The sequence below is a fragment of the Flavobacterium sp. SOK18b genome, from assembly GCF_014156605.1.
GTDB lineage: Bacteria > Bacteroidota > Bacteroidia > Flavobacteriales > Flavobacteriaceae > Flavobacterium > Flavobacterium tiangeerense.
This window is the reverse complement of sequence record NZ_QKNZ01000016.1, coordinates 69,417-81,870: the sequence shown is the minus strand read 5'-3', so window position 1 is coordinate 81,870 and position 12,454 is coordinate 69,417. Positions and strand designations below refer to the sequence as shown.

General features: G+C 33.8%; 15 protein-coding genes. 8 read left to right on the top strand and 7 right to left on the bottom strand.

The window, feature by feature from the left end:
• Both DNC80_RS03975 and DNC80_RS03970 read left to right on the top strand, forming a co-directional pair.
• On the top strand, nt 1-991 hold a 991-nt coding region (locus DNC80_RS03975), incomplete at its 5' end, for a sensor histidine kinase (protein ID WP_182649416.1).
• A 6-nt stretch (nt 992-997) separates the two neighbouring features.
• A complete protein-coding gene (locus DNC80_RS03970) occupies nt 998-1,720 on the top strand; it encodes a LytTR family DNA-binding domain-containing protein (RefSeq protein WP_182649414.1) in 723 nt (240 codons plus the stop codon).
• Between the two features lie 54 nt (nt 1,721-1,774).
• Here DNC80_RS03970 and DNC80_RS03965 read toward each other — a convergent pair whose 3' ends face one another.
• The gene (locus DNC80_RS03965; protein WP_182649412.1) at nt 1,775-3,001 is read right to left on the bottom strand and encodes a 3-deoxy-D-manno-octulosonic acid transferase; all 1,227 of its coding nucleotides are present in this window, start codon (nt 2,999-3,001) and stop codon (nt 1,775-1,777) included.
• A 222-nt stretch (nt 3,002-3,223) separates the two neighbouring features.
• On the opposite strand from DNC80_RS03965, the gene DNC80_RS03960 reads away from it, so the two are divergent.
• The 4 genes from DNC80_RS03960 to DNC80_RS03945 all read left to right on the top strand — a co-directional run bounded on the left by DNC80_RS03960 (nt 3,224) and on the right by DNC80_RS03945 (nt 6,073).
• Nucleotides 3,224-4,354 carry a DegT/DnrJ/EryC1/StrS aminotransferase family protein gene (locus DNC80_RS03960; protein ID WP_182649410.1) on the top strand — a complete coding sequence of 377 codons (1,131 nt, stop codon included), beginning with the start codon at nt 3,224-3,226 and terminating at the stop codon, nt 4,352-4,354.
• Between the two features lie 82 nt (nt 4,355-4,436).
• Nucleotides 4,437-5,450, top strand: coding sequence for a UDP-glucose 4-epimerase GalE (gene galE, locus DNC80_RS03955; RefSeq protein ID WP_182649408.1), 1,014 nt, complete (start codon nt 4,437-4,439; stop codon nt 5,448-5,450).
• A gap of 120 nt (nt 5,451-5,570) precedes the next feature.
• Nucleotides 5,571-5,768, top strand: coding sequence for a hypothetical protein (locus DNC80_RS03950; RefSeq protein WP_182649406.1), 198 nt, complete (start codon nt 5,571-5,573; stop codon nt 5,766-5,768).
• On the top strand, nt 5,756-6,073 hold the full coding sequence (locus tag DNC80_RS03945) for a hypothetical protein (protein WP_182649405.1): 318 nt from the start codon (nt 5,756-5,758) through the stop codon (nt 6,071-6,073). The genes DNC80_RS03950 and DNC80_RS03945 overlap by 13 nt, the downstream gene beginning before the upstream one ends.
• A gap of 42 nt (nt 6,074-6,115) precedes the next feature.
• Here the strand turns inward: DNC80_RS03945 and DNC80_RS03940 are convergent, their stop codons facing one another.
• On the bottom strand, nt 6,116-6,367 hold the full coding sequence (locus tag DNC80_RS03940) for a hypothetical protein (RefSeq protein ID WP_182649403.1): 252 nt from the start codon (nt 6,365-6,367) through the stop codon (nt 6,116-6,118).
• Between the two features lie 95 nt (nt 6,368-6,462).
• Complete coding sequence (gene fabD, locus DNC80_RS03935) at nt 6,463-7,335, bottom strand: ACP S-malonyltransferase (protein WP_086453676.1); 873 nt, start codon at nt 7,333-7,335, stop codon at nt 6,463-6,465.
• Between the two features lie 165 nt (nt 7,336-7,500).
• On the opposite strand from fabD, the gene DNC80_RS03930 reads away from it, so the two are divergent.
• Nucleotides 7,501-9,132, top strand: coding sequence for a hypothetical protein (locus DNC80_RS03930; RefSeq protein ID WP_182649401.1), 1,632 nt, complete (start codon nt 7,501-7,503; stop codon nt 9,130-9,132).
• 85 nt (nt 9,133-9,217) lie between these two features.
• On the opposite strand, the gene DNC80_RS03925 is transcribed toward DNC80_RS03930, so the two are convergent.
• Nucleotides 9,218-9,433, bottom strand: a complete 216-nt coding sequence (locus DNC80_RS03925) for a (4Fe-4S)-binding protein (protein ID WP_182649399.1) — start codon at nt 9,431-9,433, stop codon at nt 9,218-9,220.
• A gap of 2 nt (nt 9,434-9,435) precedes the next feature.
• A complete protein-coding gene (locus DNC80_RS03920) occupies nt 9,436-9,843 on the bottom strand; it encodes an OsmC family protein (protein WP_182649397.1) in 408 nt (135 codons plus the stop codon).
• A gap of 509 nt (nt 9,844-10,352) precedes the next feature.
• Here DNC80_RS03920 and DNC80_RS03915 point away from each other — a divergent pair.
• Entirely contained in the window at nt 10,353-11,237 is an 885-nt protein-coding gene (locus DNC80_RS03915; RefSeq protein WP_220485201.1) for a phospholipase A, read from the top strand.
• A 388-nt stretch (nt 11,238-11,625) separates the two neighbouring features.
• Here DNC80_RS03915 and DNC80_RS03910 read toward each other — a convergent pair whose 3' ends face one another.
• Complete coding sequence (locus tag DNC80_RS03910; protein ID WP_182649395.1) at nt 11,626-11,961, bottom strand: DUF6370 family protein; 336 nt, start codon at nt 11,959-11,961, stop codon at nt 11,626-11,628.
• 40 nt (nt 11,962-12,001) lie between these two features.
• Nucleotides 12,002-12,364 carry a DUF983 domain-containing protein gene (locus DNC80_RS03905; RefSeq protein WP_182649393.1) on the bottom strand — a complete coding sequence of 121 codons (363 nt, stop codon included), beginning with the start codon at nt 12,362-12,364 and terminating at the stop codon, nt 12,002-12,004.
• Nucleotides 12,365-12,454: the final 90 nt, after the last annotated feature.

The following is a 12,454-nucleotide window of genomic DNA, read 5'->3' as shown; positions in this document are numbered from 1 at the left end:
TTCTAAATACTTTATACCAATTGTTTGGTTTCTTTGTTTAGCGCTGACATATTTTGGTAAAATCGAAAACATGATCAAGTTTGGACATTACAAATTGTTTGTTTCTGAATTTTTATTATGGCTTTTATTCGGGGTTATCTTTAACAATAATAAAGGTCAGGTTTTGTTTGTTGTCTTTTTAAAATTATTATTTATAAGTAGCTGTGTAACTATTGCACTGTGGTTAGCTTTATATTTTCCCGTTACCTATTTTACTGAAATGGCTTGGCTAGAAATGTTAAAAATGTCAAATATTTTTTTAACTTTTTATACAAATTGTTTTGTATTGTCTGTTTGGTATTTTTTTTACAGTAATATGGAGTTTTTAGAAAAAGCCAATAATTTTGATAAAGAAAAATTATTATTAGAATCGACCCTTAAAGAGTCACAGATTAATGCTTTAAAAGGGCAAATTAACCCGCATTTTATGTTTAACAGTTTAAATAATATTCGCGGTTTGATTCTGGAAAATCCAATGAAATCAAGGGAAATGATTACGCGATTGTCTGAAATGCTGCGGTATTCTTTGACAAAAAGTGAAATCAATACCATTGCACTTGAGGAAGAAATTGAAATGGTTGAAAATTTTATCGCCATTTCAAAAATTCAACTGGAAGATCGATTGCAATTTATTTCAGAAATAGAAGAGGAGACTTTAAAATTGCCAATTCCGCCTATGATCATTCAAATGTTGATTGAAAATGCCATAAAACACGGAATTTCGCGACTAAAACACGGCGGTATTTTACTGTTGAAAATTAAAAAAGAAAATACAGATTTACATATTCAAGTCAATAATACAGGGCAACTTTCGCAACAAAAAGGTACTACGCAATTAGGTCTTAAAAACATTCAAAGAAGATTGCAATTGATTTACGGCGAAAGCGCTACTTTTTCACTAAATGAAGTTGAAAATGAAGTCATTGCTAAAATAACACTACCTATTTCTTAGTAATCGATGAAAAAAATAAAAGCTGTCATAGTCGAAGATTCTCGTTTGGCTCGAAATGAGCTAAAGGAGTTAATTAAAAATCACCCTGAAATTCAAATAATTGGTGAAGCCGAAAATGTAGATTTGGGTTTTGAACTCATCAACAACACGCAGCCTGATTTGCTTTTTCTGGACATCAACATGCCTGAAAAAGATGGTTTTGCCTTGCTTGAAATGCTCGATAATGTACCTATTACGGTTTTTACAACCGCCTTTGATGAGTATGCCATCAAGTCATTTGAATACAATGCACTCGATTATTTGTTAAAACCTATCAATCCAAAAAGGTTTGCACAAGCGATAGAAAAAGTAAATACAAACTTGATCGAAAGAGCCGAAAAAAATGAGAAGAAACTGGCTTTAGACAATCAGATTTTTATCAGAGATGGTGAAAAATGCTGGTTGGTTAAAATCTCAGATATTTACTTATTTGAAGTCGATGGCAATTACACCAAAGTATTTTTTCAAAATGAAAAAGCCACAATCAGTAAATCATTAAACCAAATTGAGGAAAAACTTCCCGAGAAATATTTTTTTAGAGCCAATAGAAACCAAATTGTAAATGTGCAATACATTGGCAAAATTGAAACCTGGTTTAGCGGTAATCTTTTAGCAGAACTTCCAAAAGATATCAAAGTGGAAATTTCCCGAAGACAAGCCAGCAATTTCAAAGACAAGCTTAGTTTGTAGCAACAAAAAGTTTAGCAAAATTAAAAAACGATTTTTTTTGGTTTGAATTCGGTCTTAAATTCTACTCACAATCATTTGTGTTGCGCCTTTATTCATTTGTACAAAAGTGCTGCACATATGCCCTTTTTCGTGACGGATATCTTCATTTCGAATCAGATTTTCAAAAGCTTCGTCCAGTTCTTGTTGATTGTTTATGGCAGTACACGCTTCCATATTAACTAATGCGATTGCTTCTGCAAAATGCGAATAATTAGAACCAATAACAATTGGTACACCAAAAGTAGCAGGTTCTAAAACATTGTGCACGCCAGGATTCCCAAAGCCTCCACCCACATAAGCAATATCAGCATAACTGTAAATTTTGGTCAAAATTCCTATAGTGTCAATGATAAAAACATCAAAATCTGCTAGGTTTTTATTTTCTTTTTCAGAGAATAAAACAGTTTTTCGGTTGATGCTGTTTTTGAGTTTTTGAATTTGCTCATCCTTAATATTGTGAGGAGCAATAATAAATTTCACATTCAAAGCAGTCGAGTTAAGGAAGTTTACAATGAAATCTTCATCCTTTGGCCACGAACTTCCCACAACAATTGTAACTGTGTTGTCCTTAAATTGAGCAATAAAATCCAGAGCATTATCTTTTTCTAAAATGGTAGCCACGCGATCAAAACGGGTGTCACCAGACACTATAACATTGGTTTTACCTAATTGCTGCAGTAGTTTTTTAGAACTTTCATTTTGTACAAAAAAGTAAGTAAAAGCATCGAGCGCTTTTCTGTAAAAGCCGCCATACCATTTAAAAAAGGCTTGGTTTTTTCTTAAAATTCCAGAAATCAAATACGTTTTTATGTCGCGTTTTTTAAGTTCATTTAAGTAATTCGGCCAATATTCGTACTTGATAAAAAACACCATTTCAGGATGAATGAGGTCAAGAAATTGTTGTGCATTTTTCTTTGTGTCTAATGGTAAATATATCGTTACATCAGCAATAGCATTGTTTTTTCGGACTTCGTAACCTGATGGGGAAAAAAAAGTCAAGACAATTTTATGACTTGGGAATTGTTCTTTTATTTTTTCAATCACGGGCAATCCTTGCTCATATTCTCCTAGCGATGCGGCATGAAACCAAATGGTTTTGTCGGTTGGTTTTATTTGCTGTTCAAGTTGCGTAAAAACACCTTTTCTGCCGTCTACAAAAAGTTTCATTTTTGGACTAAAAAGCGCAACAATCTTCAAAAGAAAACTCGCAACTAAAACTAATAAATTGTAGATAAAAAGCATGGCTAAAAATTTTGGGCTAAAATACGGTTTCTTTAAATGAATTTCTAACGCATCATTTTTTTAAATTTCAAGACTGCTAATTTTATTTTATTGCATTCCCCGCTTTTTAAGAAACGTTGTATTGGTATCAAGACATAAATAACTATTTTTGTTCTTCGTTTTAAGAAAGGAACAAGAATGCAATCGCAGGCTTCTCTTTCGAACATTAAACTGAAAATCGAAATGAAAAAAATCCAAATGGTTGACTTGAAAAGTCAATATGAAAAAATAAAAGATGTTGTAGATGCTTCTATTCAAGAAGTATTAGACACCAATACGTATATCAACGGACCTAAAGTGCATGAATTTCAAAAATCACTAGAGGAATATTTAGATGTAAAGCACGTAATTCCTTGTGCCAATGGTACTGATGCCTTGCAAATTGCAATGATGGGATTAGATTTGAAACCTGGCGATGAGGTCATCACTGCCGATTTTACTTTTGCAGCCACTGTTGAGGTAATTGCTTTGTTGCAGTTAACTCCCGTATTGGTCGATGTAGACATGTACAACATGAACATTTCTATTGATGGGATTCGTAAAGCAATAACGCCAAAAACAAAAGCTATTGTCCCGGTTCACTTGTTTGGACGTGCAGCCAATATGGAAGCTATTATGGCTATTGCCAAAGAACATAATTTGTATGTTATTGAGGATAACGCACAAGCCATTGGCGCTAATTGCAAATTCTCTGACGGTACCAAAAAGAAAGCAGGAACAATTGGTCACGTAGGGGCTACTTCATTTTTTCCTTCCAAAAATTTAGGATGTTACGGTGATGGTGGAGCAATTTTTACGAATGACGATGCTTTGGCTCACAAACTACGCGGAATTGTAAATCACGGTATGTATGAGCGTTATCACCACGATGTTGTGGGTGTAAACTCAAGATTGGACAGTATACAAGCAGCAGTTTTGAATGCTAAATTGCCTTTATTAGATCAATACGGAAAAGCCAGACAAGATGCTGCACGTAAATATTCTGCGGCTTTTGAAGGACACAAAAATATAATCGCACCAAGTATTTGTGATATTTGCGACTGTCACGTTTTTCATCAATATACTTTAAGAATTCTTGATGCCGATAGAAATGGATTGATGCAACATTTGTTAGACAAAGGAATTCCTTGTGCCATTTATTACCCAATTCCGTTGCATTCGCAAAAAGCATACGCTGATACTAGGTATAAAGAAGAAGATTTTCCAGTAACCAATCAATTGGTTAAAGAAGTGCTTTCTTTACCAATGCACACAGAATTGGACGATGAACAAATAGAATTCATTACATCGAGTGTTTTAGAATTTTTAAAATAAAGTAAAAAAGACGCTAATCAAAGCGTCTTTTTTATGAATTAAAACAAGCTAATAAGATTTTTTTTATAAAAATTAATAACACATGAAAATACTAGTAACAGGAGGTTTAGGATTTATAGGATCACATACCGTTGTTGAATTACAAAATGAAGGTTTTGAAGTAGTGGTTGTTGATAATTTATCTAATACTTCTTTGGATGTATTAGATGGAATTCAAAACATTACGGGAGTAAAGCCCGCATTTGAAAAAATTGATTTAAGAGAGAAAGATAAAGTTCAAGATTTTTTTAAAAGACATGATGATATTGCAGGAGTAATACATTTTGCAGCTTCAAAAGCGGTGGGCGAAAGTGTTGAAAATCCGTTGTTGTATTATGAAAACAATATTAGTGCTTTGATTTATTTGTTGCAGGAATTACAACAAAAACCAGAAGCTAATTTTATTTTTAGTTCCTCTTGCACGGTTTACGGTCAAGCCGAAACGATGCCGATTACTGAGAATGCGACTATTCAAACTGCCATGTCTCCATATGGAAATACCAAACAAATAGGTGAGGAGATTATCACTGATACGGCCAAAGTGACCAATATCAACGCTATTTTATTGCGTTATTTTAATCCAATTGGATCGCATCCATCAGCTGAAATTGGAGAATTACCACTAGGAGTACCACAAAACTTAGTGCCTTTTATTACGCAAACAGGAATGGGATTGCGAGCTGAATTATCGGTCTACGGGAACGATTATCCTACACCTGATGGTACTGCCATTCGTGATTATATTCATGTAGTTGATTTGGCGAAAGCCCATGTTATTGCATTACAGCGCTTATTGAATAAAAAAAATGAAACCAAAGTGGAGACATTCAATTTAGGTACCGGTACGGGAAGTTCGGTTCTGGAAGTAATTGAAACTTTCGAGAAAGTAAGCGGAAAAAAGTTACCGTATAAAATTGTGGGTCGACGCGAAGGTGACATCACATCAGCTTACGCAAGTACTGAAAAAGCTAATGAAGTTTTAGGTTGGAAGGCGCAATCAACACTAGAAGAAGCCATGGCAAGTGCCTGGAAATGGGAACAGAAAGTTCGTTTATAGCGTTAGATTTTAGAGACGCTCTTGCTAAATAGAATGAAAATCCTGAATTATCGCGATGATAATTCAGGATTTTTTCTTTTCAGTAATTTGTTGTAAATTCGTGAGACTAAGAAATGAGTCATGGATGCTGAAAAAAATAAATCTGAAAATAGTAAAGCCGAAGAGCCTTCAATAGGTTATGAAACTTCAAAAATTAGGTTTAAGGGAATTGATAGAGCTACTTTTAATTTTGATGAAGAAGTGAAAAAAGGCTTCACTCCCGAGGAATTTAAAGTTGAGATGTATAAAAGAATAAAAGCCTATCCTTGGAAAAAGTAATTTTTAAGGAAGAAATTCTACTATATTTTGATGAATTGATTTCTATACTCTTCGATCAAGAATATTTTAGTTACGAAAAGAATGCAATACTTTATGTTGATAAGATTGTAGATTTTATTATCTTAGAAATTAATAGTTTTCCGCATAAATCAACTCCACAAAAACTCCGTCATTTAGGGTCAAACTATATTTTTTACAAAGCGAATAATCGAACTACTTGGTACATATTCTTTGAAAGACAAGATTCTATATTTTTAATTACTGGGATTAGTAATAATCATTGTGAAGAAGCTAAGAAGCGGTGAGAAAAAGAAAAGCCAAATCTATTAGGATTTGGCTTTTTTTATTTATTTTTTAGCTGCTTCTTTCATCTTTGCAGCTGCTTCATCTAATTTTGCGGCACCTTTTTCAAGCGCTTTGCCAGTTTTTGATTGTAAGGTATCTACAGCCTTGTCCATTTTTACAGTGGCAGTATCTATTTTTGCTTCTAATTCAGTACCTACGGCATCTTTTGCCTCGTCTAATTTAGCTTTCGTTTCTTCTTTACAAGAAACAGTAATTAAAGCTAAAAGTGCTATTCCTAAAATTACTTTTTTCATATTCATTTAATTTATGGGTTTGTATATTTTAAAGATATAAAAAAATCCTCATAAACACAGGTCTATGAGGAATTTTTATTAGTTTGAAAACGAGCTTATGCGTTGGCAGTAACTGCTTCTTTATTGATTTTTCCAATTAATCCAGCAAGTACTTTTCCAGGACCAACTTCGGTAAATAAGGTTGCCCCATCAGCAATCATTTGCTGTACAGATTGCGTCCATTTTACAGGAGCGGTTAATTGAATGATTAAATTTTTCTTGATTTCGTTCGGGTCCGAAACGGCACTTGCAGTTACGTTTTGATACACTGGACATATTGGTGTTGAAAAAGTTGTAGCTTCAATAGCTGCTGCTAATTCTTCACGAGCTGGCTCCATCATCGGAGAGTGGAAAGCGCCTCCAACAGGTAAAATCAAGGCTCTTTTGGCACCCGCTTCTTTCATCTTTTCGCACGCTAATTCAACAGCTTTGTATTCACCAGAAATTACCAATTGTCCAGGACAGTTATAATTGGCAGCTACCACAACACCATCGATAGAAGCACAAATGTCTTCAACAATTTTGTCGTCTAAGTTTAAAACAGCTGCCATAGTTGATGGAGTAATTTCGCAAGCTTTTTGCATGGCCAAAGCTCTTTGAGAAACTAGTTTTAAACCGTCTTCAAAAGATAAAGCACCATTAGCAACTAGTGCAGAGAATTCGCCAAGAGAATGTCCCGCTACCATTTCTGGAGTGAAATTTTCTAGAGTTTTAGCCAATATTACAGAGTGTAAAAAAACAGCTGGTTGAGTTACTTTGGTTTCTTTTAATTCTTCGGCAGTTCCTTCAAACATGATATCGGTGATGCGAAATCCTAAAATTTCGTTCGCTTTTTCAAATAATTCTTTTGCAAGTGGATTACTCTCGTATAAGTCTTTGCCCATACCTGTAAACTGTGCGCCTTGACCAGGAAATACGTATGCTTTCATGTGTTTCTTTTAAAATTTAAAAAAATATGGATAGAATTTACGAATCTATCTCGCTGCAAAAATACTATTTTTTTACAAGCGACAATAGTTTCCTTTTTTTCGGAATAGTACTGTAACGCTTTTTGATGTACGAAGACTAATCTGGTACACAAATAACTTTTCAAAATGAAAAAGACATTTACTTTTATTTTCTTACTGATTTTAGGGTTTTTATTGTTTTATAACAATTTACCTGTTCTCAATTATGGTTTTACAGGTTTCGCTTTTATTTTGTTGATTCTAGCCGTTTTGGCCTTGCTGTTTTCGACGGGATTTGCTGTTTCAGGTTCCAATAATCAGTTAAAAGTGGTCTCGAAGCCTCCTCGTTTTTTAGTATATATAGTTCTTGTGGTTTTGGGGTATTGCACGATTTTGCCCTTTGTAACTAGTTTGAAAATGTTTCGCTCTGACTCGTACCAAAAGTTGCTTGGAGAGGTAAAAAATGGAGACAAAATAACCAATCACATTGCTCCAATTGCAATAGATAAAATTCGTGTTGTTGATGAAGAATTGGCACATCTGCTGGGTGAGAAAATCTTAGGTTCGCAACCGGCTCTAGGTAGCCAAGTAGAATTAGGTGATTTTTGTATTCAAAAAGTAAATAATAGTTTGTATTGGGTAGCACCTTTGTTACACTCTGGTTTTTTTAAATGGTTCAACAATCAAGAAGGAACAGCAGGATATGTTATGGTTTCAGCAACCAATGAGCGTGATGTAAAATTGGTACAAAACGTAGCGGGTAAAGCAATTAAAATTAAGTACCAGCAAGGAGCTTTTTTTCAAAGTAATATTCACAGGCATATCTATTTTAACGGAAATGCCACAGTAGGTTTGACTGATTTTAGTTTTGAAATTGACGATGCTGGAAATCCGTTTTGGATTGTAACTAAATATGCTAAAAAAATAGGTTTCTCAGGTAAAGAAGCTATTGGTGTAGCTGTTGTTAATGCACAAACTGGAGCTATTGTAGAATACTCAATTGGTAAAACACCAAAATGGGTGGACAGAATTCAGCCTTTATCATTTATCGAAGATCAATTGAATGATTGGGGCGAATACGTGCATGGATATTGGAATTTTTCGAATGCGAACAAACTTCAAATTACCGAAGGTTTGACATTGGTTTACGGAAACGATAACAAGTCATATTGGTATACGGGTTTGACATCAGTAGGAAAGGACGAATCTGCTGTGGGTTTTGTATTGGTGGATACCAGAACAAAAGAAACTACTTTTTACAAACAAGGAGGTGCAACTGAATTTGCTGCCCAAAGTTCGGCTCAGGGTAAAGTTCAAGAAAAAGGATATGAGGCATCTTTGCCTATTCCTTACAACATTAATAACATTCCAACGTATGTGATGACTTTGAAAGATAAAGGCGGATTAGTTAAAATGTTTGCTATGGTAGCTATTTCGGATTATACCATTGTAGGTGTTGGAAATACGATGCGTGAAGCATTAACCTCATTTAAGAATGCGTACAACATGTCAGATAATAAGATTAATCCGGGCAATGTGTCAAATAAAAAAATGTTGAAGACCGTCGTTACTAGAATTCAGAATGATGTAAAAAACGGCAACAGCTATTATTATTTTAAAGTAAAAGATTATCCTAATATTTTTGTAGGCTCATCGCAAATTTCGAGTCAGTTGCCAGTAACAATGATTGGCGATACGATCCTAATTTCATTTGATATTGATACAGAGGAAGTAATTGATGTTTCCACTTTTGAAAACATCAATTTAAAAAAGAAATAATTTTGGTTAATTATTTGTAGTGATAAAAGGTTGGATTCAGTTGTATTGAATTCAGCCTTTTTTGATTTTATTTCTAAGGAGTATTTTAAAAATAAGTCAAAGCACCCGATGGACATTTGTCTACCGTTTCTCTTATTTTTTCAGAGGACGAAGCATCAATTTTTATCCAAGGTTTTTCCTTTGGTTGAAAAACATCGGGATTATTGCGAACACAATTACCAGAATGAATGCATTTGCCAGCCTGCCATACCACAGTGAGTTCACCGTTAGTATATTCTTTTGTGATGTCCTTTGGCTCCATAATTATATTGTGGTGTTGATTACAATGTTATTTTTTAGTATTTTAGAAACAGGGCATTTTTCGGCAATGTTCAATAATCGTTTCTTGATGTCTTCTTCAATTGTTTGAGGGAAATAAATCGCCCTTGAAATAAATGTAGTAGGTGTTGGACCATCTTCCTGATTAAAATTTAACGCAATATTGATTTCAGGAATGTCCCATCCTTTTCGGTCGATGTACATTCTTAAAGTAGAAAGTGTACACGATGCTAGGGCGGCAAGTAGCGTACTGTATGGATCTGGTCCTAAATCTTTTCCTCCTATGCTTTCGGGTTCATCCATTATAAGTTGGCCGTTCCTCCAAGTAATTGTGCATAAATATTTTTGGGAACCAATAGTACCTAAAATATCATTCTCTAAAGCCTTTTCCATCAGTAATATATTATTTTTTGAACGTAGTTATAAAACATCTTTAAATTCGGGAGTTTTGTTGAAAACGTGTTTTACAAAATACCAAAACGGAACCACATTAAAGTCTTTATCTCATGTATATGAACTTCTCTCTAACAGCAAATCATTACCAAAACCTTTTAATGTCATCGTTTAAATTACGAAGTGCTCCAAATTGAATTCTATAAGGATTGTACCAACTTTTGAATCTAAAACCAAAATTAGCTTGTAACCATCAGTGATCTGAATGTTATCTAGTGCTTGCTTTGTGTAAAACTGTATTTCCTACAGTATATAAATTTAGTGATTTTTATTATACAAATTTAGGAAGATAAATATGAGAGCACTTAATATAGATTGAGAAGCTACCAAAACAAACTTTGGTAGCCTCTGTAAACGTTGTAATTATGCAAATATCAGTTGGATTTGTATAACCATGAGCATTTACAAACAAATATCTTTGCGCTTTTAAAATTATTCAAAAAAATAGCATGAGTCAATTATACAAAGTGGTACTAGCAATGATGATGATAACCACTTCATCATTTGCTCAAATAGATTTCGATAAAGTGATTATTAGGAAAAGCTTGTCGCAAGCATGGGAATTAGATAGTATAGACAAGCAAGGAACTTTTAGGTTTGTCTCTTATCGTCCTACTTATATAGCTGCAGCGCGTTGGTCTAGTAAAAAGAATGAAGCACCTTTTAATGAAAGTGGCGAATTTAACACTACCGACAAAAATATTTTTAATAATATCGAGTCCAAATTTCAAATCAGTTTTAAAACTAAAGTGATGGAAGGCGTATTCAATGGGTTTGGTGATTTGTGGGTAGGATATACTCAAATAGCGCATTGGCAGATTTACAATAAAAAATTATCTAGAGCCTTTAGAGAACTCAACTATGAACCCGAAATAATTTTAAACTTCCCTGCAGATATTGCTCTTTTTAAAGGAAAAATCAGAACTTTTGGGGTTATTTTGAACCATCAATCTAATGGGAAAGACATTCCTACGTCAAGAAGTTGGAATAGAATTGTATTAAACATTGGATATGAATATAAAAACTGGAATGTAAATTTTAGACCTTGGTATCGCCTGCCTGATACGGAAGATGAAAATCCAAATATTACCAAATATGTTGGAGATGCAGAGTTAGAAATAGCGGCACAATTTGGTAAGCATGAATTTTATACGCTGATCAATCATTCGTTTAGTACTTTTGAAAAAGGAAATATTCAACTTAATTATGTATTCCCGATTCATGGCCATTTGAGAGGTCATGCTCAGATTTTTCAAGGTTACGGAGAGACTTTGATTGATTATAATGTCAAGCAAACTACTATTGGAATTGGAGTTTCCTTTGCAAATTGGTAGATCTCTTGAAACTCTTGAATACTTTACAGCTACTCTATTTTACAAGTAATTACTGTCTTGTACCAAAACGATGGCTTTTGGAACCATGATTTCATTTTGCTAAAAAACTCAGAAGATATACTAAAATTGGAAGCGATGTGTTTTTTAATATGTTTTTTAGATTATGATAGGGTAATCTTCAAAAGCAAAGGGTAGAGGATTTTCGACTATATTGTCATTTATATTGATACTCCAGAATTTGTAAAATTTGTAATGTTCACAAATTGGCTGCTACCGAATAAAATAGTTTTGGCTTTAAAGTGAATAGTCTCTACTTTATATAGAAATGAGCTTACTTTTTATAGAATTAGTGCACTTTATTGGGCAATATTTTGATGAATTAACGCTTTTATTTTTGTTCTGTTTTCTTTTTCTCAGGCAATAATTCAAATGATGTTGCCACAAAACGCTGGTTAACTATGTTACCTGTAACTTTGGCTTTCCTTACAGCAGCACAAAATCCGTCTTTGGCATGTGCATCGCCGTGAGAATCGATGGAGCTGCCATCAACAAAATAGGATTTTCCGTCCATGCGAACAGCTAAGTCGCATCCGTGTCCGGTCATTCCAAATTGGCATTGACCACATGAAGCTTCAACAATTTTAGATTCTTGGTTTTCTTTTTTATCCTGAGCACTGGCTAGAGTAGCCATAATTAAAAGTGCTATACAAAGTATTTTTTTCATGGTAATAAAGTTATAAAAAAAAAACAAAGATACCTGTTTTTTACATCGAATAGTTTTTAAACATGTAAATCCACAACAGTCGCGACAAACGAATATTGAACGAAGCTAAGACGATTATCACAAAGGCAATAATAGGTATAATTCTCAAATCAAATCTTTCCTGAAAGAAAAACTGAGCAATACCATAAGTGGCTATACTCTGTGCTACTGTTAAGCCATAGTTGACATACATAGCTCCAAAAAAATAGCCAGGTTCTTTCTCGAACTTGTAATGACAATGCGAGCAGTATTCGTTCATTTTAGGGAAACCAAACGTAAAAAAGATACTTTTTTCATTAAAAACTTTTCCTTTTTGACACTGTGGACAATCATTATTTAGGATATGCGCGATAGCGTTTGACATGATATTTATTTTTATCAAAGGTATTTTTTATTGCGATGCATAATATTTTCTATCTTCGCTACTTATAGGACAATAAAGACATTTAGATAT